Origin of the sequence: Micromonospora sp. NPDC050417 (assembly GCF_044458865.1) — a bacterium.
Taxonomy (GTDB): Bacteria; Actinomycetota; Actinomycetes; order Mycobacteriales; family Micromonosporaceae; genus Micromonospora_G.
The window spans coordinates 120,949-145,299 of sequence record NZ_JBITIH010000009.1; the positions used below are offsets into that span (position 1 = coordinate 120,949).

Annotated in this window: 21 protein-coding genes; 5 read left to right on the plus strand and 16 right to left on the minus strand. The window is 70.1% G+C overall.

All coding sequences use genetic code 11. The features are described 5' to 3' along the window. Positions 1-76: 76 nt before the first annotated feature. Entirely contained in the window at positions 77-1,291 is a 1,215-nt protein-coding gene (locus tag ACIBF5_RS14090; protein ID WP_396811495.1) for an ABC transporter substrate-binding protein, read from the plus strand. A gap of 373 nt (positions 1,292-1,664) precedes the next feature. Here ACIBF5_RS14090 and ACIBF5_RS14095 read toward each other — a convergent pair whose 3' ends face one another. The 4 genes from ACIBF5_RS14095 to ACIBF5_RS14110 all read right to left on the minus strand — a co-directional run bounded on the left by ACIBF5_RS14095 (position 1,665) and on the right by ACIBF5_RS14110 (position 6,605). Continuing rightward, the gene (locus ACIBF5_RS14095; protein ID WP_121157209.1) at positions 1,665-2,252 is read right to left on the minus strand and encodes an ATP/GTP-binding protein; all 588 of its coding nucleotides are present in this window, start codon (positions 2,250-2,252) and stop codon (positions 1,665-1,667) included. 1 nt (position 2,253) lies between these two features. Next, complete coding sequence (locus tag ACIBF5_RS14100) at positions 2,254-2,631, minus strand: DUF742 domain-containing protein (protein ID WP_396811496.1); 378 nt, start codon at positions 2,629-2,631, stop codon at positions 2,254-2,256. A gap of 105 nt (positions 2,632-2,736) precedes the next feature. Continuing rightward, entirely contained in the window at positions 2,737-3,141 is a 405-nt protein-coding gene (locus ACIBF5_RS14105; RefSeq protein ID WP_121157211.1) for a roadblock/LC7 domain-containing protein, read from the minus strand. Further along, a complete protein-coding gene (locus tag ACIBF5_RS14110; protein ID WP_396811499.1) occupies positions 3,138-6,605 on the minus strand; it encodes a nitrate- and nitrite sensing domain-containing protein in 3,468 nt (1,155 codons plus the stop codon). Before ACIBF5_RS14110 ends, ACIBF5_RS14105 begins: the two co-directional genes overlap by 4 nt. A 577-nt stretch (positions 6,606-7,182) precedes the next feature. Between ACIBF5_RS14110 and ACIBF5_RS14115 the strand changes: the two genes are divergently transcribed. Further along, on the plus strand, positions 7,183-7,458 hold the full coding sequence (locus ACIBF5_RS14115; protein WP_396811501.1) for a hypothetical protein: 276 nt from the start codon (positions 7,183-7,185) through the stop codon (positions 7,456-7,458). 27 nt (positions 7,459-7,485) lie between these two features. Here the strand turns inward: ACIBF5_RS14115 and ACIBF5_RS14120 are convergent, their stop codons facing one another. Further along, positions 7,486-8,562: an adenosine deaminase gene (locus ACIBF5_RS14120; protein ID WP_396811503.1), complete on the minus strand. Its 1,077-nt coding sequence runs from the start codon at positions 8,560-8,562 to the stop codon at positions 7,486-7,488. Positions 8,563-8,646: 84 nt separating this feature from the next. Here ACIBF5_RS14120 and ACIBF5_RS14125 point away from each other — a divergent pair, with 84 nt between their 5' ends. Further along, positions 8,647-9,534, plus strand: coding sequence for a putative RNA methyltransferase (locus ACIBF5_RS14125; RefSeq protein ID WP_396811505.1), 888 nt, complete (start codon positions 8,647-8,649; stop codon positions 9,532-9,534). A 45-nt stretch (positions 9,535-9,579) separates the two neighbouring features. Here ACIBF5_RS14125 and ACIBF5_RS14130 read toward each other — a convergent pair whose 3' ends face one another. The 11 genes from ACIBF5_RS14130 to trpS form a co-directional block, all read right to left on the minus strand. Then, on the minus strand, positions 9,580-10,260 hold the full coding sequence (locus ACIBF5_RS14130; RefSeq protein ID WP_396811507.1) for a DUF4272 domain-containing protein: 681 nt from the start codon (positions 10,258-10,260) through the stop codon (positions 9,580-9,582). 123 nt (positions 10,261-10,383) lie between these two features. Further along, positions 10,384-11,664, minus strand: a complete 1,281-nt coding sequence (locus ACIBF5_RS14135) for a thymidine phosphorylase (RefSeq protein ID WP_396811509.1) — start codon at positions 11,662-11,664, stop codon at positions 10,384-10,386. A gap of 112 nt (positions 11,665-11,776) precedes the next feature. Continuing rightward, entirely contained in the window at positions 11,777-12,493 is a 717-nt protein-coding gene (locus ACIBF5_RS14140) for a cytidine deaminase (protein ID WP_396811688.1), read from the minus strand. A gap of 65 nt (positions 12,494-12,558) precedes the next feature. Next, positions 12,559-13,839: an ABC transporter permease gene (locus tag ACIBF5_RS14145; RefSeq protein WP_396811510.1), complete on the minus strand. Its 1,281-nt coding sequence runs from the start codon at positions 13,837-13,839 to the stop codon at positions 12,559-12,561. A 3-nt stretch (positions 13,840-13,842) separates the two neighbouring features. Next, a complete protein-coding gene (locus ACIBF5_RS14150; protein ID WP_396811512.1) occupies positions 13,843-15,201 on the minus strand; it encodes an ABC transporter permease in 1,359 nt (452 codons plus the stop codon). A gap of 76 nt (positions 15,202-15,277) precedes the next feature. Beyond that, positions 15,278-16,834 carry an ABC transporter ATP-binding protein gene (locus tag ACIBF5_RS14155; protein ID WP_396811690.1) on the minus strand — a complete coding sequence of 519 codons (1,557 nt, stop codon included), beginning with the start codon at positions 16,832-16,834 and terminating at the stop codon, positions 15,278-15,280. 278 nt (positions 16,835-17,112) lie between these two features. Beyond that, positions 17,113-18,177 (minus strand): BMP family protein, encoded by a 1,065-nt coding sequence (locus ACIBF5_RS14160; protein WP_396811692.1) that lies wholly within the window; start codon positions 18,175-18,177, stop codon positions 17,113-17,115. A gap of 690 nt (positions 18,178-18,867) precedes the next feature. Further along, positions 18,868-19,308, minus strand: coding sequence for a hypothetical protein (locus ACIBF5_RS14165; RefSeq protein WP_396811514.1), 441 nt, complete (start codon positions 19,306-19,308; stop codon positions 18,868-18,870). Between the two features lie 298 nt (positions 19,309-19,606). Next, on the minus strand, positions 19,607-20,512 hold the full coding sequence (locus ACIBF5_RS14170) for a YihY/virulence factor BrkB family protein (protein WP_396811516.1): 906 nt from the start codon (positions 20,510-20,512) through the stop codon (positions 19,607-19,609). An 80-nt stretch (positions 20,513-20,592) separates the two neighbouring features. Further along, the gene (locus tag ACIBF5_RS14175; RefSeq protein ID WP_396811517.1) at positions 20,593-21,147 is read right to left on the minus strand and encodes a 2'-5' RNA ligase family protein; all 555 of its coding nucleotides are present in this window, start codon (positions 21,145-21,147) and stop codon (positions 20,593-20,595) included. Positions 21,148-21,297: 150 nt separating this feature from the next. Then, a complete protein-coding gene (trpS, locus tag ACIBF5_RS14180) occupies positions 21,298-22,323 on the minus strand; it encodes a tryptophan--tRNA ligase (RefSeq protein ID WP_396811519.1) in 1,026 nt (341 codons plus the stop codon). Between the two features lie 130 nt (positions 22,324-22,453). On the opposite strand from trpS, the gene ACIBF5_RS14185 reads away from it, so the two are divergent. Beyond that, entirely contained in the window at positions 22,454-23,101 is a 648-nt protein-coding gene (locus tag ACIBF5_RS14185) for an RNA polymerase sigma factor (protein ID WP_396811521.1), read from the plus strand. Next, complete coding sequence (locus ACIBF5_RS14190; RefSeq protein ID WP_396811523.1) at positions 23,094-24,344, plus strand: WD40/YVTN/BNR-like repeat-containing protein; 1,251 nt, start codon at positions 23,094-23,096, stop codon at positions 24,342-24,344. Before ACIBF5_RS14185 ends, ACIBF5_RS14190 begins: the two co-directional genes overlap by 8 nt. The last annotated feature ends 7 nt before the right edge of the window (positions 24,345-24,351 follow it).

The window sequence follows — 24,351 nt, forward strand, 5'->3', positions numbered from 1 at the left end:
CTGTACTATCCGCTCGGCAACGTACCGGCGGAACAGCAGACGGCCGGGACACCACGGCGCGGAGAGGCGGCATCTGATGGCGAGACCGGCGATCGGCTCCTCCGCCCTAACCCGTCGTGGCCTCCTGGTTGCCAGCGCCTCCAGCCTCTTCCTCACCGCCTGCGGCAGCGGCGACTCCGACGTCCAGTCGGGACCCACCCGGGGGCCGCAGAATCTGGTCATCGGCGCCAACCTTGAGCTGACCGGCGCCGGCGCGGCGATGGGGGTGCTCCAGGAACGGGCGTTGCGGATCACCGTCGACACGCTCAACGAAGAGGGCATTCAGGTCGGCAACACCCGCCGCAAGATCCGACTGGTGGTCCAGGACAACGGCAGCGACCCGAAGAAGGCCGCCGAGCAGGCCGCCGATCTGGCCGGGCGTGAGCAGGCGAACGTGGTCATCGGCGGCACCATCGCCGAGACGTCGATGGAAATCATCAAGGTCGCGCAGCAGGAGCAGCTTCCGTTCATCTCCCTTGCCTCCGCCGACGAACTCGTGGTCCCGCTGGCCCAGCGCAGCTTCATCTACAAGCTCACCCCTGACGCGACCGACGTCGCCCGTCAGCTGGCCCGCCTGATCACCTCTCAGAAGCTCCGCAAGGTCACCCTGCTGGCCGCGCCCGGCCTCCACGGCAACTCGGGCGTACGGGCCGTCACACAGTCGATGAAGACCTCCGGCGTACCGCTGGCCAAGACCCTGCGGCTGCCCGCCACCGGTGCCGACCTCAGTTCCATCGCCGACCGGACGGTTTCGGGCAAGGCGGACGCGGTGGTCGTCTGGGCGACCGCCCCGACCTCGGGTGCCACTGCCCGCGCGCTACGGGACGCCGGCTACCAGGGGCCGATCTTCTTCGACGCCGGTGCGGTGGCGGAGGAGACCCTCTCGGACCAGAACGCCAAGGCGGTCGAGGGGGCGTTCGTGGTTCACCCGATGGCGCTGAGCGGATCGTCGCTGACCAACACCACCAGCGCCAGCCTGGCTCGCCGTGACTTCGTCTTCCGCTACATCCAGGAACACGGCTCGTTCAGCGGGTTCGCGCCGTACGCGTCGGACGCGGTCCAGTTGATCGCCGCAGCCGCCCGGCTCGCCAACAGCGTCGACCGTGGTCGTATCCGGGTGTACCTGGCCCGCCAGGTGACCGAGGGGATCGCCGGATCGTACGCGTTCGCCCCGATCCGGCATGGCGGGATGGAACCAGACTCGCTCGGGGTGTTCACCGTCAGCCGTGGCGAGTGGACCCGGATCTCCTGACCTTCACGCCAGCCTTGCCCTCACGGCCGGCTGATTCCCGGCGGTTCGGCGCCGAGCCGGCTGGCCCACCTTGACCCGCCCCGTTCACGGGGACACGCCACTGGGCCCCCCGAAGACACCACGTCGACTACCTCCGTCACCGGGGCGACCTCCCGGCCTCCGTTGTCGCCCTTGCGCGGGTGGTAGACACGGATGGGCGCGAGATTCGTCGACGCGCGTCGGCGGTACGACATGGAGGTTGTGGGGCGCACACGAAAGTGCGGCGCGGCACCCGGGCGGGCGAGAACCGGCTGCGCATGGCAACCGGCGGTGCGCATCGCAACCGCCTGGTCGGGCACAGGGCCCTGACCAGGCGGTCGATCCGCTATTCGGCTCAGGCGGGGGCAACCGCGCGTGACCTGCGCATGGTGAGCACGTACTCCACCAGCGAGATCAGCACGTGCTTGGTCGACTCGCGGTTACGCGCGTCGCAAGCGACCACCGGAACGTCACTCGAGATGGCGAGTGCGTCCCGCACGTCCTGCGGGTCGTGGTACTGCATCCCGTCGAAGCAGTTGATGGCCACCAGGTACGGCAGCCGCCGATGCTCGAAGAAGTCGATCGCCGCGAAGCAGTCGGCCAGTCGACGGGTGTCGACCAAGACGACCGCCCCGATCGCGCCCCGTACCAGCTCGTCCCACATGAACCAGAAACGTGTCTGGCCCGGGGTGCCGAACAGGTAAAGGATCAGATCTCGGTCGATCGAGATACGGCCGAAGTCCATGGCGACCGTGGTGGTCGTCTTACCCGGCACCTGTCGCGTGTCATCGACGCCGACACCGGCGGACGTCATGATCGCCTCAGTGGTCAACGGCGTGATCTCCGAGACCGAGCCGACCAGCGTCGTCTTGCCGACGCCAAACCCACCGGCGATGACGATCTTCGCCGATGTCACGCGCCCGACCGTCGGGCGGTGCGACATGTCAGAGCCTGCGAAGTCCACTCAGCACCCTCTCCAGCAGTTCAGTGCCCACCGCGTCGTTAGAGTCGTCCAGGATTGTTGGTTCGTGCACCGCGACCAGGCCTTCCGCGGCCATGTCGGCGATGAGGACCCGGGCCACTCCGAGCGGCAGCTGCATCCGCGCCGCGATTTCCGCGAGCGATTGCAGCCGACCGTCACACAGCGCGGCGATGTATTGGTGCTCCCGACCCTGGCCGCCCTTGGCGTTGCCGGCGGACCGGCCACGCGCCGTCGTCTCGACCAGTGCCTCCAGGGCGATCTCAAGCCGGGGACGGGTCCGTCCACGGGTGACGGCATATGGCCTGACCAGCGCGCCAGTTGGCTCGTCGCGCTCAGCCATCGCCGTCCACCCCCTTCTCACCCTGTCCATGACCCGAGCCCGTGGAGCCCGTCGTCCCTTCGTTGCCGTCGCACCCGTTGTCGGGGTGGCCGACCGGCGGCACTCCTAGCCCAGCATCCCCGCCGCGGCCCGCGGCGCTGGCGTGAGCGCGTCTCCCACCCGGTCGACGAGCAGTGCCATTTCGTACCCGACCTGTCCCACGTCGCTGTTTCGAGCGGCGAGCACCGCGAACGACGAACCGTCCGAGATAGACATGAGGAACAGGAAGCCATTGTCCATCTCGACCACGGTCTGCAAAACCGCGCCACCCTCGAAACAACGTGCCGCGCCCTGGGTGAGGCTAACCAGCCCGGAGGCGATGGCGGCGAGCTGGTCGGCTCGGTCGCGCGGAAGGTCCCGTGACGACGCGAGGAGCAGACCGTCCGCGGAGACGGCGATCGCGTGTGCGACGCCCGGCACCCGGTCGGCGAAGTTGGCAAGCAGCCAACCAAGATCCTGCGTAGATGTCATGCTTCATGCTCCTTCTGACCGCTCCCGGCCGCGGGGCCTAGGCCGGCCTGCGGGGATTGCTGACCCGGAGTCGCTTCCGGGTTGGTCGAGGGGTCGTCCGAGGGGTTGGTACGGCCACGCTGCACCCCTCGGTGGTACGCGGACAGCAGGCCGCGCACCGCCTCCGGTGTCCGGCGTTGCACCGAGACGCTCGGCTTTTCTACCGCGCCGGGAACCAACTGTGCCATCGGCACCCGCTTGGGAAGACCCTTCTGAGTGGTTTCGGCGACCGGAACCGCGGTAGCCGCGGAGGCGGCGCGCCACCCGTCGTCGGCAGCCGTCTGCCAACCGCCGGGCGACTCACTCGGGCGGGTGGCGCCGTTGCCGTAACCGACCGAGCCCCCCGTTGTCTCTCCCGCCGCCCCTGCCCCACGGACCGAGCCGGCGGAAACCGGAGCGGCCATCGAGGAACCGACAGTCGCGCCGGAAGGTCCATTCTGGACGGTACTACGGGTGGCGTCAGCCGTGACGTACCGGGCCTTGTCCACGACGTCGGCACTGTCGCCGGCATCGCTCTCGTCGTTGACCGCCCGCCGGGTACGGAACCAGGCGGATTCCAGCTCACGGAAGATGGGCAGTTCCATGGTCTCGTCAGCGAACCGTGGCCGGGCCTCGACCGCCGCGGCCGACGGGACCGTGATCGGTGGCTCGACCGGGGGTCGCACGACCCTGGGCAGCTCGGCGGTCATGTCGAGCGCCGCAGCCAGCCGCTCCGGAACCGAGGGCGCCGGGGCATCCCGGTCGGCGGCACTGACCGGCGGCCAGGCCGGCGGGGCACCCACGGCCGGGGCCGCGGGCGGCATCGGCGGCTGTGGCGGCGCCGAGACCGGCTGGCTCGACACCGGCGGTGCGGAGACCGGAGGAGCAGAAAACGGCGGTGCGGAGAACGGCGGTGCGGAGACCGGAGGAACGACCGGCGGCGCCAGTGCGGCGTCGGCCGGGTGTATCTCCGGGGTGGTCGGCATCTGCCGGGGGATGTTCGGAGACGGGGTGCTCGTCGGCTCCGCGTCGCCGCCGGACTCGGCCGCCCGTCGCTGTGGCAACGGGTCGATCCCCTGACCGTTGGACGAACGCGGGCTGAAGCCGTCGCTGCCGTTGCTGCCGGACTTCGCGCCGGTCAGGTCGGACCACGCCGGCATCCCGCGTCCGGCGCCGTTACCAGCGCCGGTGCCGTTACCGAGACCGGCACCGTTACCGAGACCGCCGCCGTTCGTGCCCAGACCGCCACCGTTGCCGAACGCTGCCGCAAGTCCACCGCCGTTGAGGCCAGCGGGCTCGAACGGTCGACCGGCCGGGCTCACGTCCCGCTCCGGTGCACGCTGTGCCGGTGGAACCGGGCTGCTCTCCAGCGCGAGTGGCTCCCCGAAGTTCGGCCGCTGCGAGGGTGGCTGCTGCGCCGGGGTGGTGTAACCACCCGACTGCTGCGCACGCCCGGAGAGCGCCCTCGGCACGAGCACCGAGGTGGGCATCGTGACGTCGGCGACCGTACCCCGGTCGGAGCCGGGCCGCAGTTCGACCTTGACCCCGTGCCGGGCTGCCAGTCGGGCGACCACGACCAGGCCCATCATCCGGGAGACCGCCACGTCCACCTGCGGCGGCGTGGCCAGGCGCTCGTTGAGGTCGTAGAGCTGGTCGGCGGTGATACCGATGCCCCGGTCCTCGACGTAGAGCGACGCGCGGTCACCGACCCGCCGGGCCTCGACCATGACCTGCGAGTCGGGCGGCGAGAAGGCGGTGGCGTTGTCGAACAGCTCGGCGACCAGGTGGACCAGGTCGTTCACGGCGTGCGCCGCGACCTCGATGTCACGGTCGACCACCCCGAACTCGATCCGGGTGTAGTGCTCGACCTCGGACTGGGCAGCCCGGAGCACATCGATCAGCGCGGCTGGCTCCCGCTGCACGCGGGTGGAGTCCGCACCGGCGAGCACCAGCAGGTTCTCGTCGTTACGTCGCATTCGGGTGGCCAGGTGGTCGAGCTGGAACAGCTCCGCCAGCCGGTCGGGGTCTTCCTCGCCACGCTCCAGTCGGTCCAGGTGACCGATCAGCCGGTCGACCAGGATCTGCGAACGGCGGGCCAGGTTGACGAACATCGTCGCGACGGAGGAGCGGAGCGCGGCCTGCTCGGCCGCGGTCCGGACGGCTTCGAGGTGGACCGCGTTGAACGCCTCGGTCACCTGCCCGAACTCGTCCTTGCCCCGGACCGGCAGCGGCTCGGCGATCTGGTTGGCCAGTTGTACCGGCGACATCTGGGCCGACAGCGCCGGGTCGCGTAGCCGGGCGACCGCCTGGGGAAGGCCGTACTGGGCGATCGAGAGTGCGCCGTGGCGGAGTTCACGCAGCGAGCGGGCCATCGAGCGGGCCACGATCCAGGCGAACAGGATCGCCAGCAGGAGCGTGGCGAGCAGCAGCGTGGTCTCGACGAAGACCTGCTGGCGTACCTCGTTGCGGATCTCGGTGGCGCGCTCGACCGCGTCGCCGTCGAGCCTCGCCTCGACCGTACGGATCAGCTTGGCGTTGCCGACCATCGCCGCGTCCCACTTGTCCGCGTCGAACGGGGCATCCGACATGTCGTCGTTGGTCTTGCCCCGGATGTAGCCGCTGTAGTTGTCCGCCTCGCGCTGGTCGGAACCGGCCACGGTCTGCTCGTAGAACTCGGCCTCGGACCGGGTGGCGACGGACTGGAAGGACTGCAACGCCTGCTGCTGACCGGTCTCGGTGGCGATGTAGTCGGTACGCAGGACCGGCGTCAGCTCCTTCTGGATGAGCGCGCGGTGCACCACGACGCGACGTACGGAGAGGAACTCCTTGGCCCGGGAGGTCGCGGTGGCGGCCCGCATCCGCTCGCTCAGCGCACTGTCCCCGGCGAGCTGCGAGGCCGAGTCACGGATGTCGAGCAGGTCGCTGATCAGGCCCTCGTACGACTGCGAGGCGTCAGTGATCTTGAGTTTGCCGTTGATCACCTGGCTGCGCGTGCCGGGCAGGTCGGCGAGGCTCCGATCGATCCGGGTCAGTAGGGCGGTGAAGTTGGCCGGCAGGTCGCTCAGCTCGGCGCGCTGCTCGGAATACGGTCCCTTGGCGCCGTCGATCTTCGGGTGCACATCGCTGTACGCCTTCTGGTACTTGTCCTTGGCCTCCCCCCGGTCCGGCACGCCGAGCAGCAGTACCGCCGCCGCGCGCTCGTCCTGCAGGCCGTCGACCAGTTGGCCGGACGCCTGCGCCAGGTTGGCCAGGGTTCGCGCCCGTTCGGCGTTGTTGTACGTCCGCAGGTGGTCGATGAGCCCGGTCGTGCCGACCACGACGGTGGCGAGCGTCGGCACGATCATGATGATGCCGAGCTTGGACCAGATCGGCATGTCACGGAGCCGGCCCATTGGCCGGCGGAGACGCGACAGTAAAGAGTTCGCCGTGTTCGGCTGCTTGCTCACGTCACCGCCCTCCCTTTTCGGCGCCCGTGTGTCGCTCCGGGCACCGCCCATCGACCGACCCGGACGGGTCGGACCTCCGAGATTCCATCACGACACAAGTCAAAGAGAAAGCCCAGGTTGTCCGTCGCGGACCGTGTGATGGGATGTTCATGCAATTTGCTAGCAATCCGTCTGCTGGGAGTAACTCAAAGTAATGAGATCCTCTGTCGGAGTGGTACTGCTCGCTGGCCCTTCAGGCTCCGGAAAGTCCTACATCGCCCGTCGCACCGGGCTTCCCGTGCTCTCCCTCGACGATTTCTACAAGGACGGTGACGACCCTACGTTGCCGCGTCGAGCCGGTCTTGTGGACTGGGAGTCACCACAGGCGTGGGACTCCGCTACGGCCGTGGCGACGATTGCCGCGTTGGTACGGAACGGCAAGGCTGAAGTGCCGGTATACGCGATCGACGCCGACCGACGGGTGGACATTCGGACATTCGATCTAGACGGATCGCCACTCTTTATCGCCGAAGGGATTTTTGCTGCGGAGATCGTACCCGAATGCCGTCGACTGGGGTTGCTCGCCGGAGCGTACACGTTGCGTCGCCCACGCGGCGCCACCTTCTTTCGCCGTCTGGTACGCGACCTGAGTGAGCGGCGTAAGACCCCCGGGCTGCTGGTGCGGAGAGGAATCGCACTCGCCCGCACCGAACCCACGGTGCTGCGCCGACAGACCGGACTCGGCTGTCTGCCGTCCCGGGGTGGACAGGTGATCCGACAGGTGGCCGCGCTGCACGCCACCGCCACCGGATCGGGCGACACCGCCGGATCCGGGGCGGGCGGCAACGGGGCCCGGGCGGGCAACCGCGCCTGAGGGCTCGGCCACCGCGCAAGGCGCGACTCACGCAAGCAGTTCGGCGTACCCGGGCTTGATCACTTCGTTGATGATCGCCAGTCGCTCATCGAACGGAATGAAAGCGCTCTTCATCGCGTTGATGGTGAACCATTGCAGTTCGGCCCAGCCGTAACCGAACGCCTCCACCAACAGTGCCATCTCCCGCGACATCGAGGTGCCGCTCATCAACCGGTTGTCGGTGTTGACCGTGGCCCGGAACCGAAGATCACGCAACAGTCCGATCGGGTGCTCGGCAATCGAGGCGACGGCACCGGTCTGCACGTTCGACGACGGACAGAGTTCCAACGGGATGCGCTTGTCCCGGACGTACGCCGCGAGCCGCCCCAGCACCGGCGTCGCCCCGGTGGTGATGTCGTCGACGATCCGTACGCCGTGCCCGAGCCGGTCCGCGCCGCACCACTGGATCGCCTGCCAGATCGACGGCAGCCCGAAAGCCTCACCAGCGTGGATCGTGAAGTGGAAGTTCTCCCGCTGGAGGTATTCGAAGGCGTCCAGGTGCCGGGTGGGCGGGAAGCCCGCCTCCGCGCCGGCAATGTCGAAGCCCACCACCCCGCTGTCGCGGAACCGGACCGCCAGTTCGGCGATCTCCTGCGAACGGGCGGCGTGCCGCATCGCGGTGAGCAGGGTGCCGATCCGGATCCGCTGACCGGCCGCCGCCGCCAGGGCGGTCCCCTCCGCGAAGCCGGCAACGGTCGCCTCCACCACCTCGTCCAGGGTCAGTCCCTGGTCCAGGTGCTGCTCCGGAGCAAACCGGACCTCCGCGTAGACGACCCCGTCCGCAGCCAGGTCCAGGGCGCACTCGGCGGCGACCCGACGGAGCGCGTCCGCTGTCTGCATCACCGCCACGGTGTGCGCGAACGTCTCCAGATACCGCTCCAGCGACCCGGAGTCGGCGGCGGTGACGAACCACCGACCCAGTTCCTCCGGATCCGTGCTGGGCAGGGGGTGCCCGATCGTGTCCGCCAGCTCGATGATCGTCGCCGGCCGCAGTCCGCCGTCCAGGTGGTCGTGCAGTAGCGCCTTGGGTGCCTTGACGATGTCTTCGTATCCGATTGCCACCATGACCAGACCCTAGTGCTCCGTCCGCCGGCGGACAGGTGGGGCACCGGCCGGGGGTACGACCGGGCACCGCCTAGGCTGGCGAGGGTGAGTCCCGATCCGCTGCGGTTCCTGCGCTGCCCGGTCTGCGGCGAGCCGCTCAGCGGAGTCGAGACCGAGGGTGCGAGGGCACTGCGCTGTCCACGGGGGCACAGCTTCGATCTGGCCCGTCAGGGGTACGTGAACCTGCTCGCCGGTCGCGCCCCCCACACCGGTGACAGCCCCGGGATGGTCACCGCCCGGGAGGAGTTCCTCGGCGCGGGACATTACGACCTGGTCTCGGCCGCCCTCGCCGCCGCCGCCACCGGCAGCAGCGCCACCGAGACCAGTGCCGCCGAGAGCGACAGCGCGGACGCGACGTACCCGAGGTTGGTGGTCGACGCCGGCGCCGGCACCGGCTGGCACCTCGCCGCGGTGCTGGACGCGATCCCGGACGCGGTCGGGCTGGCGCTCGACGTCTCCAAGCCGGCACTGCGCCGGGCCGCCCGCGCGCACCCCCGCGCCGCCGCCGCGCTCTGCGACACCTGGCAGACTCTGCCGCTGGCCGATGCCTCCACCACGCTGCTGCTCAACGTCTTCGCGCCGCGCAACGGACCGGAGTTCCGGCGGGTGCTCCGCCCGGACGGACTCCTGCTGGTGGTGACGCCCGCCGCCGACCACCTCACCGAGTTGGTCGAACAGCTCGATCTGCTCCGGGTCGACCCGACGAAGTCGGATCGGGTCGCAGGGAGCCTCGGCGACGGGTTCGACCTGGTCGGGCGGAGCCGGCACATCCGCCGGATGCGGCTGCGGCGAGCGGAGGTGGCGACCCTGGTCGGCATGGGGCCGAGCGCCTGGCACATCGCACCGGCGCGGCTCGCCGCCCGGATCGAGGCCCTACCGGAGCCGGTCGACGTGACCGCCGCCGTCGAACTCGGCGTCTACCGCCCCCGCTGACACCTCCGCTCCCGGAGGCGGGCGGTGGCGCGGAGCCACCCCGGGTCAGGTCGACAGGTCGACTTCCTCCCAGCCGGCCGGCGGGTCGTGGTACGGGCCACGGAAGATGACCGCCCATTCCAGCGCCCACCGCCGCTGCCCGATCGCGTTCGCGTCGATCATGCTCGGCCGGGGTGCGCCCAGCCGCTCCAGCTCCAGGTGCCCCCAGTCGAGGCAGTAGTAGAGGTCCAGCAGGGCGGCGACCTCCACCGCGTCCCGGGGGGCGACCAACGTACGGGACCGCCACTGGGTGAACGTCTCCCCCGCCGGCAGGTTCGGCAGCAGGTCCATCAGCCGCTCGTCGGTCGGCTCCGACGGGTCGAGGTGCTTGGTCAGGCCCAGCACCCAGGCCAGCGCGAAGACCGCGTCGTGGTGCAGTACGAACGAACGGTGGTCGCCCCGCCCACCCATCACGAACTGCCACTCCGGCGGGGTGACCGACTCGACCAGGTGCGAACCGAGCAGCCAGCTCATCCCCGCCTCGGCCGGCATACCGAAACAGCGCGACAGGACCAGGTGCAGGACCGCCGTACGAGCCTCGATCTCGCCCGTCGGGCGCAACTCCACCTCGTCGCCCGGCTCCCACACGAGGGGGAACTGGGCCGGCGGCACCGGCAACCCCAGGCGGCTGATTTCGTCAAGATTCGCGGCGCGCACGGCCCGGGGGTCGGGAGCGGGTACGGTCACAGCTACGTCCCTGCCAGTCAACAGCGGCTCAAACGCCGGATGATCCCCCTGGCCAGCGAGAATAGCGGTTCCGTCGCGACGGCACCATGCCACCCCGCCGGTCGTACCGGGGGACCTGACCGGTCAGCCGATCCGCTCGATCACCAGCGGCGGCACCACCGGTGCGGCGTCGGCGATGGTGACCGCAGCCTCGGCCGTCGTACGGGCCGCCGGAATCCGGGACGGGGCATCGGTACGCAGCTCGTAGAGGACCTCACCGGCACGTACCCGGTCCCCGGGGCGCTTGTGCAGCAGAACTCCCGCACCCGGGCTGACCGCGTCCTCCTTGCGGGCCCGGCCGGCGCCGAGTCGCCACGCGGCCACCCCGATGCCGTACGCGTCGACGGCGGCGACGTAGCCGTCCCGGTCGGCACGGACCAGTTCGGTCTCGGCTGCCACCGGCAGCGGGGCGTCCGGGTCGCCGCCCTGTGCCCGGACCATGGCCCGCCAGGCGTCCATCGCCCGGCCGTCACGTAGCGCCGGCTCCGGGTCGACGTCGGTCAGGCCGGCCGCGTCGAGCATCTCCCGAGCCAGGGCGAGAGTCAGCCGCACCACGTCGGCCGGTCCGCCCCCGGCGAGCACCTCGACCGACTCGGTCACCTCGACCGCGTTGCCGACCGCGAGCCCGAGCGGGGTGGACATCTCGGTGAGCAGGGCGACGGTCCGTACGCCGTGCGCGGTGCCGAGGTCGACCATGGTGCGGGCCAGTTCCCGGGCGTCGTCGGCCGACTTCATGAACGCCCCGCTCCCGACCTTCACGTCGAGCACCAACGCGCCGGTTCCCTCGGCGATCTTCTTGCTCATGATCGAGCTGGCGATGAGCGGGATCGCCTCGACCGTGCCGGTGACGTCACGCAGCGCGTACAGCTTGCGGTCGGCCGGGGCGAGGTGGTCACCGGCGGCGCAGATCACCGCGCCGGTCTCCTGGAGCTGTCGGATGAACTCGTCGTTGGTGAGCGCGGCCCGCCAACCGGGGATCGACTCCAGCTTGTCCAGGGTGCCGCCGGTGTGCCCGAGTCCCCGCCCGGAGAGCTGCGGTACGGCGGCACCGCAGGCGGCGACCAGTGGCGTCAACGGCAGTGTGATCTTGTCGCCGACACCGCCGGTGGAGTGCTTGTCCACCGTCGGGCGACGTACGCCGCTCAGGTCGAGCCGTTCCCCGCTGGCGATCATCGCGGCAGTCCACCGGGCGATCTCCGCTGGGCTCATGCCCCGCAGCAGGATGGCCATGGCGAGGGCCGACATCTGCTCGTCGGCGACCTGTCCCCGGGTGTACGCGTCGACCACCCAGTCGATCTGGCCGTCGCTGAGCACGCCGCCGTCGCGCTTGGTCCGGATCACCTCGACCGCACTGAACGCACTCATGAGCCTTCCACCCTGCCTTCGTCGAGAGTTGGGATCCGGGGCGCGGTCACACCGATCCGGTGCGGGCCCCGGTTGACGTCCACGGGCGGCCGTGCGCCGCCCGAGCGCGCAATCAGTCGGTCGCGGACCCGGGCCACCGGATGGGAATCTCCATCGGCGGCTCGCCCTCGCCGGCCCAGTAGAGAATGCCGGCGGCGTCGACCACCACCACCCGGGGCGTACGGGCGTGCCCCCAGGCGACCGCGTCGTCCGGATCGCCCCAGCTCGGCGCCTCCTCCAGCACCCCGGTGGGTTCGTCACCGTCGTCGCCCGCGGACCGCTCCCAGTAGCCGGTCCAGACCTGCTGGCCGCCGGAGACGTCGGGGTGGACGAAGACCGTACCCCGGCCCCGCCAGGCGGCGAGTCGTTCCGGCACCGTCGGCAGCACCGGTGGGGCGACGACCGCCTCCAGGTCGGCGACGTCGAACGCGTGGGGTAGCAGTTCGGCCATCCGCAGCGGCCGTGGTGTCGCCTCGACCAGGCACTCGGGGCCGCCCTGTTCCCAGAGCAGTTGCCGGCACCGACCACAGGGCATCAGCGGCTCCCCGGTGGCGTCGACGCAGGAGACCGCGACCAGTCGACCTCCCCCGGTGGCGTGCAGCGAGGAGACCATCCCGCACTCGGCGCAGAGCGCCACGCCGTACGCGGCGTTCTCGACGTTGCAGCCGACCACCACCCGGCCGTCGTCGACCAGCCCGGCCGCCCCGACCGGGAAGTTCGAGTACGGGGCGTACGCGTGGCGCATCGCCTCGGTGGCGGCTGCCCGCAGTGCCGCCCAGTCGATCTCCATTGTCACGTCCCTATCCTGCCTCGCCGCTGGTCAGGCCCGCTAACTGACGGGTGGGCCGACCCCTGTCAGCCCTTGATGTAGGGCTTTCCGTCGGCGGCCGGCGCCCGGACCCGGCCGACCAGCCCGGCGACCGCCAGGATGGTGGCGAGGTATGGCAGCATCGCGAGGAAGTCGCTCGGGATGACGCTGTTGATCGCGCTCAGGTAGGTGCCGAGCTGGTCGGCGAAGCCGAAGAAGAGCGCGGCGAGCAACGCCCCGGTCGGGCTCCACCGGCCGAAGATCAGCGCGGCAAGCGCGATGAAGCCCTTGCCGCCGATCATGTTCTTGCTGAACGTGTAGAGCGCCAGCGTGTACGAGGCACCGCCGATCCCGGCGACCATGCCGCCGAGCAGCACGTTGCGGTAGCGCAGCCGCAGCACCCGTACGCCGAGGGTGTCCGCGGCGGTGGGGTGTTCACCGACCGAGCGGGTCCGCAGCCCCCAACGGGTCCGGAACAGCCCGAAGTGGATCACCAGCACCAGGACCAGGGCGAGGTAGAGGAAGATGTTGCTCTGGAAGATCGCCGGACCGATCACCGGGATCTCCGACAGTAGCGGGACCGACCAGTTGCCGAAGTGCGGCGGCTGGTTGTACGTGGCCGCGTCCGTCTGCATCAGCCGCTCGTAGAGGAACCCGGTCAGGCCGACCGCGAGCAGGTTCAGCACGATGCCCATCACCACCTGGTCGACCAGGTACCGGATGGCGAAGACGGCGAGCAGCAGGGAGATGAACGCGCCGCCGATCGCCGCCGCCACCAGCCCGACCCAGACACTGCCGGTGAGCGAGCCGAACAGGGCCCCGGCGAAGGCGCCCATCAGTAGTTGGCCCTCGATCGCCACGTTGACCACGCCGGAACGCTCGCAGAGCACTCCGGCCAGCGCCCCGAAGATCAGCGGGAGGGCGAGCAGGAACGTGTTCCGGACGATGTTGACCAGCGGCATGAAGTTCTGTCCCGCCGGTGCGGCCGAGACCTGCCAGCAGAGGAAGGAGAGAACGAAGCCGACCACGCCGATGCCGATCAGCAGCGCGAACCAGCGTCGGGGCACACCGACCAGCAGCGCCGCGCCGGCCGCCGCGCCGATCAGCCCGAAGAGGATCGCGCCGACCGTACCGTTGATCTCCAGGGCGGCACCGGCCGCGTCCTCGCTGAGGGTGAACCGGGCGAGTTCCCCGGTGGCGAGCGCCCCGAACAGGGCCGCCGCGAGCACGCCGAAGGCGAGCAGCCCGAGGCCGATGCGTCGGTCGCGGGTCCAGAACCCCTGGTGTACGGGGGCCTGGGCGACATCCCCCACTGCCGTCGTGGACATCGGCTACCAGCCCTTCGCCATGCTCGTCTGCAATCTCGCGGCCCGCGCGGCGCGGAGCTGGAAGATCGCCTTAATCAGGGCGGGTGCGGCGATGAAGATGACGATCAACGCCTGCAACACGGTCACCAGTTCCAGGGAGATCCCGGCGTACGACTGCATCCGGTTCCCGCCGGCCTGCAACGCACCGAAGAGCAGCGCGGCGAGCAGCACACCCCAGGGTTTGACCCGGCCGAGCAGGGCCACCAGGATGCCGTCGAATCCGATCTGCGCCACCACCAGCGGGGTGAGCGCGCTGGCCGTGGTGCCGACCACCATGTTCGACCCGCCGAGTCCGGCGAGCGCCCCGGAGATCACCATGAGCAGCACGTACGTCTTGGTGACGCTGATCCCGGCGGTCCGGGCGGCGTCCGGGTTCGCCCCCACCGCGCGCAGTTCGAAGCCGAACGTGGAGCGGTTGAGCAGCCAGGCCACCGCCCAGGTGGCGAGCAACGCGAGCAGGATGCCGGCGTGCACCCGCAGGTCGCCGCCGAGCAGCCGGGGCAGTTGTGCCGAGCCGTCGACCGGGCGGCTGATCGCGTCGGTCCGGTCCGGGTCGTGCACGACCTTTTGCAGGATCACCCAGGAGAGCAGGTAGACCGCCACGTAGTTGAGCATGATCGTGTTGATCACCTCGTGGGCGCCGGTGCGCGCCTTGAGGAAGCCCGGGATGAAACCCCAGATCGCGCCACCGAGCGCCCCGGCGAGCAGCGCCACGATCACGTGGATGACCGGTGGCAGCGGAATCAGGAAGCCGGCCAGCGCGGCCAGGATCACGCCGAGCGTGGCCTGCCCCTGGGCGCCGATGTTGAACAGCCCGCCCCGGAACGCCAGCGCCACCGCCAGACCGGTGAAGACCAGCGGTGCGGTGTACGTGAGCGTCTCGGAGATCGGCGCGAAGACCAGTTCCCAGCCGTTCGTGCCGTTGATCCAGCCCTGTACGGCGGCCGGGTCGACCACGGCGCCCTTGAACAGGTTGGCGTACGCCTCGCTGACCACGGCCCAACTGGAGTTCAGCGCATCCTGCGGACGGGCGGTGATGTAGCTGTAGGTGTGCAGCACCTCCGGGTCGGAGATGATGATCAGGATCGCACCGATCACCGTCGCCAGCACGATCGCCAGGATCGTCACCGTGACGGTGTTCGCCGCCCAGAGGTTCTGCAGGAAGCTGCGGAGCAGGAGCGGGCCACGTCCCGGCGGGGTGGTCGGCTCGCCGCCCGTACCCGGGGTGGGTGGATCCGCGTTGGCGGCTGCGGACCGCGCGGCTCGCGACTGCTCCGCCGGATCCTTGTCCGGCGACGCGGCAGCACCATCAAACTCGCTCATGCCGCCGCCTCGCTCCGCTCGCCGCCGCCATGAGGCACATCAACGCTGAGCCCGATGACTCGCTCGCTCCGCTCGCTCATGCCGTTTCCTCGTCGGTTGGGGTGTTACCGGGAGTCGGGATCCCCGCCTCGTCGGTGATCCCGGCCATCAGCAGACCGATCTCCTCGCGCGGGGTCTCCGGTCCGACGATGCCGAGGACCCGGCCGCGGTACATCACGGCGATCCGGTCGGCCAAGCCGATGACCTCGTCCAGTTCGCTGGAGATCAGGAGTACGGCGGTGCCGATGTCCCGTTCACGCACGATCCGCTGGTGGATGAACTCGATCGAGCCGACGTCGACACCCCGGGTCGGTTGCGAGGCGACAAAGAGCTTCAGCGGCCGGGCCAGTTCCCGGGCCACGATGACCTTCTGCTGGTTGCCGCCGGAGAGCGTGCCGACGGGCGCGTCGGCGCTCGGCGTACGGACGTCGAACTGGGTGATCCGTTCCTCGGCGGAGCGGGCGATCTCCTCGGGCCGCAACCGCAGTCCGGCGCCGAACGGCGGCTGGTCGTAGATGTCCAGGACCAGGTTCTCGGCGACGCTGAACTCCTTGACCAGCCCGTCGACGCTGCGGTCCTCGGGCACGTAGCCGACCCCGGCGCGGAGCACCTTCTTGGTCGACCAGCCGTCGATCCGCTGGCCGGCGAGGCTCACCGAGCCGGCCAGCGTCGGCCGTAGCCCCATGATCGCCTCGACCAGCTCGGTTTGGCCGTTGCCCTGCACTCCGGCGATGCCGAGCACCTCACCAGCGCGGACGGTCAGGTCGACGCCGTCCACCGCCCGGTAGGCGCGGTCGTCGTCGACGACCAGTCCCTCGATCTCCAGGACCGGTTCGCCCGGCGCGGCCGGTTCCTTCTCCACGACCAGGCTGACGGTGCGGCCGACCATCTGGGCGGCGAGTTCGTCCTCGCTCGCCTGCGGGCTCGCCGTGCCGACGGTCTTGCCACGCCGGATGACGGTGATCCGGTCGGCGATCGCCTTGACTTCCTTCAGCTTGTGCGTGATGAACACGATCGACTTGCCGGATGCCTTGAGCGCCCGCATGACCGCGAGCAGTTCGTCGGTCTCCTGCGGGGTGAGCACCGCGGTCGGCTCGTCCAGGATGAGCAGGTCGACGTCGCGGGTGAGCGCCTTGACGATCTCGACCCGCTGCTGCACACCGACCGGCAGGTCCTCGATCACCGCGTCCGGGTCGACCTGGAGGTTGTAGCGCGCGGAGACCTCGGCCACCTCACGGCGGGCGCGCCGCCGGTCGAGCCAGCCGGCGAGGCCGCCCCGGACCTGCTCGGCACCGAGCATGACGTTCTCGGTGACGGTGAAGACCGGCACCAACATGAAGTGCTGGTGCACCATGCCGATCCCGGCACCGATGGCGTCCGCCGGGCCCTTGATCCGCAGCGGGGCGCCGTCGACCAGGATCTCGCCCTCGTCGGGCTGGATCAGGCCGTACAGCACGTTCATCAGGGTGGACTTGCCCGCGCCGTTCTCGCCGAGCAGCGCGTGGATCTCTCCTGGCTCAACCGTCAGATCGATGTGGTCGTTGGCGACCAGCTCACCGAACCGCTTGGTGATGCCGCGCAGTTCGAGTCTCAGCGCAACCTCCTGGAGTGCGGGCGATGGTGCAGCCTAGCCGCCACCGGGACGGGGCGGGAGGGTGAACGGGTCAGCGCTGTCGGCCCGTTCGGCCGACGGTCGAGCATGGTACGAGGCTTGCCGGAACGCTCGATCAGGAGCCTTCCGACCGGGGCCTTATACGGCCGCTCCGGTGTCCGGCGGGGAAACCGCGGGCACCGGAGCGGCCGGGGCGTTGCTGCGTGCTGACGAACCGGCCACCGGAGGTGATGTTCCCACCTTCGGTGGCCGGTCCGGCGTCACTTCGGCTGGGCCGGGGAGGTGACGGTGACGGTGCCCGCGGCGATGTCCGCCTTGAGCTTCTCGACCTCGGCCTTCAGCTCGGCCGGAACCTTGCTGTCGAAGTCGTGGTACGGGGCCAGCTCGACGCCGTTGTTGGCGAGGGTGCCGGTGAAGCCCGGGTCGTGCGCGAGCTTCTCGCCCTTGGCCGCCTTCTCCACGGCGTCCCGGACGGTGTCCGGGATGTTCTTGACCACGGTGGTGATCAGTGCCGGGCAGTTCTGGGTGCTCTCGCAACCGTCGACGTCGACCCAGATCGCGTTGAACTTGCCGCCCGACGCCTGCGCGGCGGCCGTGGTGCCCTGCCCGGCGCCACCGGCGACCGGCATGACGATGTCGGCGCCCTGGGCGACGAGGGTGTCGCTGACCTTCTTGCCCTCGTCCTGCTTGACGAAGTCGTTGGTGAACGACCCGTCCTGGGTGGCCTTGTTCCAGCCGAGCACCTGGACCGACTTGCCCTTGACCTTGTTGTACTGCGCCACGCCGTCGGCGAAGCCGTCCATGAAGATGGTCACCGGCGGGATCTTCATTCCGCCGTAGGTGCCGACCTTGCCGGTCTTGGTCATGCCCGCGGCGAGGTAGCCGGCCAGGAAGGCGGCCTGCGCGGTGTCGAACTGCATCGGGTAGATGTTGCTCTCCGGCAGCTTCGCGTCCACGATGCCGAACTGCTGGTCCGGGTGCGCCTTCGCGATCTTCGAAGTGGCGTCGCCCATCAGCCCACCGACCGCGAGGATGAAGTCGCAGTCCTGGTTGACGTACTGGGTCAGGTTCGGCTCGTAGTCAGCCTCGGCCTTCGAGGCGACGTACTTGATCTCAATGTTGGGGTCCGCCGCCTTGGCCTCCTGGAGGCCCTTCCAGGCGGAGGTGTTGAACGACTTGTCGTCGATACCACCGACGTCGGTCACCATGCACGCGTTGTACTTCTTGGCGGCGGTACCAGTGCCACCGCTCTCGCTCGGCGCCTCGCCGCAGGCGGCCATGCCCAGCGCGAGCCCGCCTACCGCGAATACCGAAACGATCCGCATCCCACGCACTGAGCGCAAGACGTCTCCTTCCCCATGCGCACCGACTCGCGGTGGCAGCCCTTCGCCGGCCTGCACCCTGCACCCGGCGTCCCACGTTAGGACGGGAGCGTACGCCCGCGCCCACCCACCGGCCGACAATCGTGCCCGACTGTTGAGTGGCTGTTACCCTCACGTAACTCTCTCGTGGTCGAAATCACTCTGAGTGCTGGTACACCACCGACCACAACCACTTAAACGCCCCTTAAGGGGAGTTTTCCCTGGTCAGGTCGGCACCACCGAGTGACTAAGCGGGAACGGTTGGCCAAGTTCCGCATTAATAACAATTTCACGCCCCGTCGAAGTCGAGGGTATTCGGCTCTTCTCGGTATTGGCCGGAATGCGTTCGGTGATCGCGATGACAGGCGGCCAGGTGTGTGTCCGGGCGCGGCATGCCGGATCGGGCTCTCCGGCGGCCACGCGTACGGATCGCCGGCGGCGCGGCCGGCGCGGACCCGATCACCGGGTTCGAACCGCCGTCGACCGGGTACCCCCGCCCTAACCTGGTCGTCCGTTGTGCCCCGCGCCGACGGGCGACTGGGGCTGATGACCCCTTGTGGTGGGGGGTGCGATGGTGCCGCCGGTGCTCCGGGAGTGTCGCCCGGGGCACCGGCGTCGCTCACGGGCGGACCACCGAGGTCACCGCCGACAGGGTCAACCGCTGAGGTTGCCCAGCTTGTCGGCGATCCGGGCCATGCTCGCCCGCAGTTCCTCCGGGGTCGGCGCGGGCCGCGGTTCGGCGTGCTGGTGCACGCTCTCCGAACCCGTCTCCTCCTGGAGCATGTCCTCGTAGTCGCCGTAGAGGTCGGCATCCTCGGCCTGGACCGCGTCGTCCTCGGCCGCTATCCGCGAGGCGGCGATCTCACCGCGGATCTCGTCGGCGCTCAACCGGGGCAGCAACGGTTCGACCACCGCCATCAGGTCCTCGTCCGCCACCACCGACTCGGCCAGGGCCAACGCCTGGGGCCGCTCGTACGGTCCGCAGACCACCGGCTCCCACTCCTCGTCGTCGCCGAGGGGGCCGAACGTGATGATCCACGGCAGGTCATGGATCGGAGATCCGTCCGGCAGTTCCAGCGTCACTAGTGCGCCCACGCGAATCATCATGGTCCGCACCCCGGGCAACTCGGTGGCATTTGCCCGAATTACACTAACTTGCCACCTTAGCTCGCCCCGTCGGCCCGGCGGTCGCCTCAGCTCAGGCAGCGACGACCGCCGGGGGCCCAGCGGTGACCCGGTTCGCGAACCGCTCGACGGAAACCGCCCGAGCGGCTACATGATCTTCACGGGCACGACGCCAGCATGCCATCATGTGGATCTTCGTCACAAGAGGCTGCAACAACTTCACTGCGCGTATTGGTGCGCGGCGATAGAAAATCAGCCGTCAACCGCGTCAGCGGGGCTCTCCCACCCGTGGCGGGCCCGGCGCCGGAGGATCGTCAGCCGCCAGGTCGATCACCCGTCCCCGGTGGCTCGTCGCCGCCAACGCGGCACCGAAGAGCAGCAACTGGTTGAGCAGATAGAGATAGACCAGCAGGCCGACGGTGCCGGCCACCGCCGTGTACGCCAGGTTCCGCTCGAACCGGACCACGTAGTAGCGGCCGACCGAGTTCAGCAGGGTCACGCCGAGCGCCACCAGCAGCACCGGCGAGAAGAGCCGACGCGGAGTGATCCGGAGCCGGGGCACCGCCAGCATGAGCGCCGTCGCCAACACCATGTTGATGACCAGCGCCAGTACCCAACTGGTGATCGATACCAGCACCGTGTGCGAGCCGATGGCCAGTCTCAACACCGACTGGAGCGTGTCCACCGCACCCACCGAGATGCCCAGCAACAGGAACACACCGAGCACCACCACCAGGTCGATCAACTGCCGGATCACCACGTACCCGGGCTGCTGGTTGAGCCGGTAGATCAGGCGCTGCGAGGACCGGATCGCCTCCACCCAACCGATGCCGGTGATCACCAGCAGGACCAGGCCGATGATGCCGACCCGCCGGGCCCCCTGCTGGATCTGTTCCGGATCCAGGAACGGCAGGTTCTGCCGGAAGAAGTGGGCGGTTCCCTCGTTGACCCGCTGGCTCTCGCCCAGCACCGTACCGAAGATCCAGTACGCCACCAGGCCGAGCGCGAACACCGCGAAGAACCCGTAGTACGCGATGCCGGCGGCGAGCCGCCCGCCCAGCACCTCGACGTAACGCCCGACCGCGCGGCAGAAATGGTCGAACACCGGCGACCGGCCACGCCAGATCTGCACCCGCCGCTCGGCGCGTCCCACCACCCGATCCAGGAGGTTCACGCCGTCATCCTCGCCGATCCGGGCGGATTCGGCGCGCCGACCACGCGCGAGCACCCCGAGCCGGCGTACGAACCCCGGGCTCAGCCGCCCAGCAGGTAGTCCCGACGCGGCTGCCAGCGCGCCTCACCGCTGTGCGAGAAGAGGGTGAACTTAACGACCTCGATGTGTGCCTCGAAACCCGCCAGGTCCTCGTACACCCGGTCCAGCGCCGTCGGGTCCACGTCGTGCGCCACCGTCACGTGCGGGTGGTACGGAAACCGCGTCTCCCGACGCAGGCCAGGCGCGGCGTTGATCGCCTCGGCCAACAGCTCACACTCGCTGATCCCGGCCGCCACCGCCACGAAGACCACCTCGGTGATCGGCCGGAACGTACCCGTCCCCCGCAGGTGCAGGGTGTACGGCAGGTGGTCGGCCGCCACCTTCTCCAGGTGGGCCTCCACCGCCGGTAGGTGTTCCGGGGCGATCTCTGTCGGCCCGAGCAGGGTCAGGTGCGCGGGCACGTACGCCGCCTGCGGATCACCTGCCTCGGCCCGACGCCGGGTGAGCAACCCACCCCACGGTTCCGGGATGTCCACCGCGACCCCGATCCGGGTCGGGGTGCTCTCGGTCTGCTGCGACCCGTCCGTACGAACCATGCTCCGCTCCCACGCCGCCGGCGACGGACGCCGGCCGACCCTCATCCTCGCCGGTTCGTCCCCGGTCGGATCCCGCCGGACCGCCGGCCGGCGACCCGCCGCCCACGGCCGGTGCTGCCCGACCGCGGGCCTACAGTGCCGGCCCGCTCGCTAGTCATGCCGGGCCGCGGGCAGGAAGCCGATCCGGTCGTACGCCGTGGCCAGGGTGGTCGAGGCGACCGCCCGTGCCTTCTCCGCGCCGATCGCCAGCAGCTTGTCCAGCTGTGCCGGATCGTCGAGGTACGTCCGGGTACGTTCCTGGATCGGCGTGACGAACTCGGTCACCACCGCGGCCAGGTCCTTCTTCAGGTCCCCGTATCCCTTGCCCTCGTACGCCTCGACCAGCTCGTCGATGCCGCGGGCGGTGAGCGCCGCGTAGATGGTGAGCAGGTTCGAGACGCCGGGCTTGGCGGCCTGGTCGAAGGTGACCTCCCGGCCGGTGTCGGTGACCGCCGACCTGATCTTCTTCGCGGACCGGGCCGGGTCGTCCAGCAGCTCGATCAGACCGGCCGGCGACGACGCCGACTTGGACATCTTCGCGCTCGGGTCCTGCAAGTCGACGATCTTGGCGGTGTCCCGCACGATGAACGGCGCCGGGACGGTGAAGGTGGCCCCGAACAGGGTGTTGAACCGCTGCGCCAGGTCCCGGGTCAGCTCCAGGTGCTGCCGCTGGTCCTCACCGACCGGAACCGCGTCCGCCTGGTAGAGCAGGATGTCCGCGGCCTGCAGGATCGGATAGGTGAAGAGCCCGACGCTGGACCGGTCCGCACCCTGCTTGGCGGACTTGTCCTTGAACTGGGTCATCCGGCTGGCCTCGCCGAACCCGGTGATGCAGCTCAGCACCCAGGCCAACTGGGCGTGCTCCGGCACCTGCGACTGCACGAAGAGGGTGCACCGCTCCGGGTCCAACCCGACCGCGAGCAACTGGGCCGCCGCCACCCGGGTCCGCTGACGCAGCACCACCGGGTCGTGCCCCGCGGTGATCGCGTGCAGGTCGACCACGCAGTAGAACGTGTCGTGCGTCTCCTGCATCGCGACCCAGTTGCGGACCGCGCCCAGGTAGTTGCCCAGGTGGAAAGAGTCGGCGGTCGGCTGGATGCCGGAGAGCACCCGGGGTCGGGCAGGTACGTCGGACATGCCGGCAATTCTGACAGCAACCCCCGACCCACGTCATGACGGGCCTGTGCCAAGTCCCCCGGCCCCGTTCGCGGGAACCGGGACGACGGGTCGGGACTCGTACCCTGAGGACCGGAAGGGCGGCGATCGGGTGCCAGACCAGAACGGCAGGGGCGGGACCTCGGCGGACAGGGCGATCGGCGAGCTCTACCACGGCTGCTACCGACGCCTGGTCACCCAGGTCTACGCGTTCACCCTCGACCTCACCGAGGCGCAGGACGTGGTGCAGGAGGCGTTCGCCCGGGCACTGGCCAGGCCACGCGGTCTGACCGACGTCGAGAACCCGGAGGCGTGGCTGCGTACGGTCGCGATCAACGTGGTCCGCCGCCGGTGGCGTCGCCGGCAACTGCTGGACACCATCCTCCGCCGGGACCGGCCCGTACTCCGGCTGGTCGAGGCGGCGCCCGGACCCGAACGGGCCGACCTGCGCGAGGCGCTCGCCGACCTTCCGGTCGGCTACCGCGAGGTGTTGGTGCTGCACTACTTCGCCGATCTGCCGGTGGACGAGGTCGCCCAGGTGCTCGGCGTGGCGGTCGGGACGGTCAAGTCGCGACTGCACCGGGGACGGATGGCGCTCGCCGCCCGGCTCGGCGACTACCGCGACGGTGCCGCGCCACCCGACCCCACCAACCCCGCCGCCCCGCCCCGGCCAGCCGGCGGCCCGCGCCGACCCACCACCGACACCGGATCCTCCCGACCCGCCACCGACACCGGCAGCACCGAGGTGACCCATGCCTGAGCCCACCTTCCCCAACCGGCTCGACGAACGGCTGGCGCACGGCCGGACCGAACTGTTGGACCGGATCGAGCAGCCACCGCTGGAGCGGATCCAGCACCGGGCGCGACGTCACCGGCGCCGGTCCCGGCACGCCACCACCGGCGCCCTCGCCGCTGTGGCGGTCACTCTCACCCTCCTGGTACGTCCCTGGGCCGGCGGCAACGATCCGACCCCGCCGCCACCGGTCGCCGGGACCCCCACCCCGGGCCCGATCTACAGCGACGCCGGAATCACCGTCAACGGACTCGACGGGCCGGTCGTCGACGTACCGGGCATGATCACCGACGTCGAGTTCACCGACCCCGACCACGGCTATCTGCTCGCCGAGTGCGTCGATGGCGGGGCATGCCCGGCAAGCGTGGCCCGGACCGCCGACGGCGGCCTCACCTGGCAGATCACCGAACTCCCGACTGCCACCCGGGGACGTACCGGGCTGGGCCTCCTCGCCTTCGCGGACGGGCGGCTGGCGGTCACCGGGGATACGACCTACGTCTCCGCCGACGGGGGCCGTACCTGGCAGGTCGGTGGCCGGGCGAAACCGACCCCGCCTCAGCCCGGCGACCGGCTGTACCGCCAGCCGGCCGCCCCCGGAGGCGACGACTGCGACGGCGGCGTCTCGATCTGGCGACCCTCGGAACCCGCCGATCTGGGCAGCGTCGACGTCGGTGGGATCAGCGTCTGCTGGGTGGCGTCGGACAGCACCGGCGACGGGGCCTGGTGGATCGGCGGGACACGCAACGGTCAGGCGGTCGCCGCGCTCACCCGGGACGGTGGCGCAACCTGGATCGAGTCGGTGCTCGGACCGGCCGAGGGCCCGGCAAGGGTGCGGGTGGCGGTGCTCGGCAACCAGGCGTACGCGGTCGTCTCCGACGTTGACGGCACGATCCGCCGGTTCTTCCACTCGATCGACGCGGGGCGGACCTTCACCCCGGTCACGGCCGGTCCACCGGTCGGAGGGCCGGAGCGTCTCGCCGGTGACCTGGTGCCACTGCTCGACGGCCGGCTGCTGGTGGCCGGGACGGACAACCACTGGTACGTCAGCGCCGACCGGGGCGCGACCTTCCACCGAGCCGCCGCAACCCTGCCACCGGTCGGCGGACTCGCCCGTACCGACGCGGGTTATGTCGCGTACCAGCTCTTCAGCAACGGCTGGGCGGCGTACTCGGCGGACGGCTCGACCTGGCGCAAACTCCAGATCCGCTGAGCTGGCG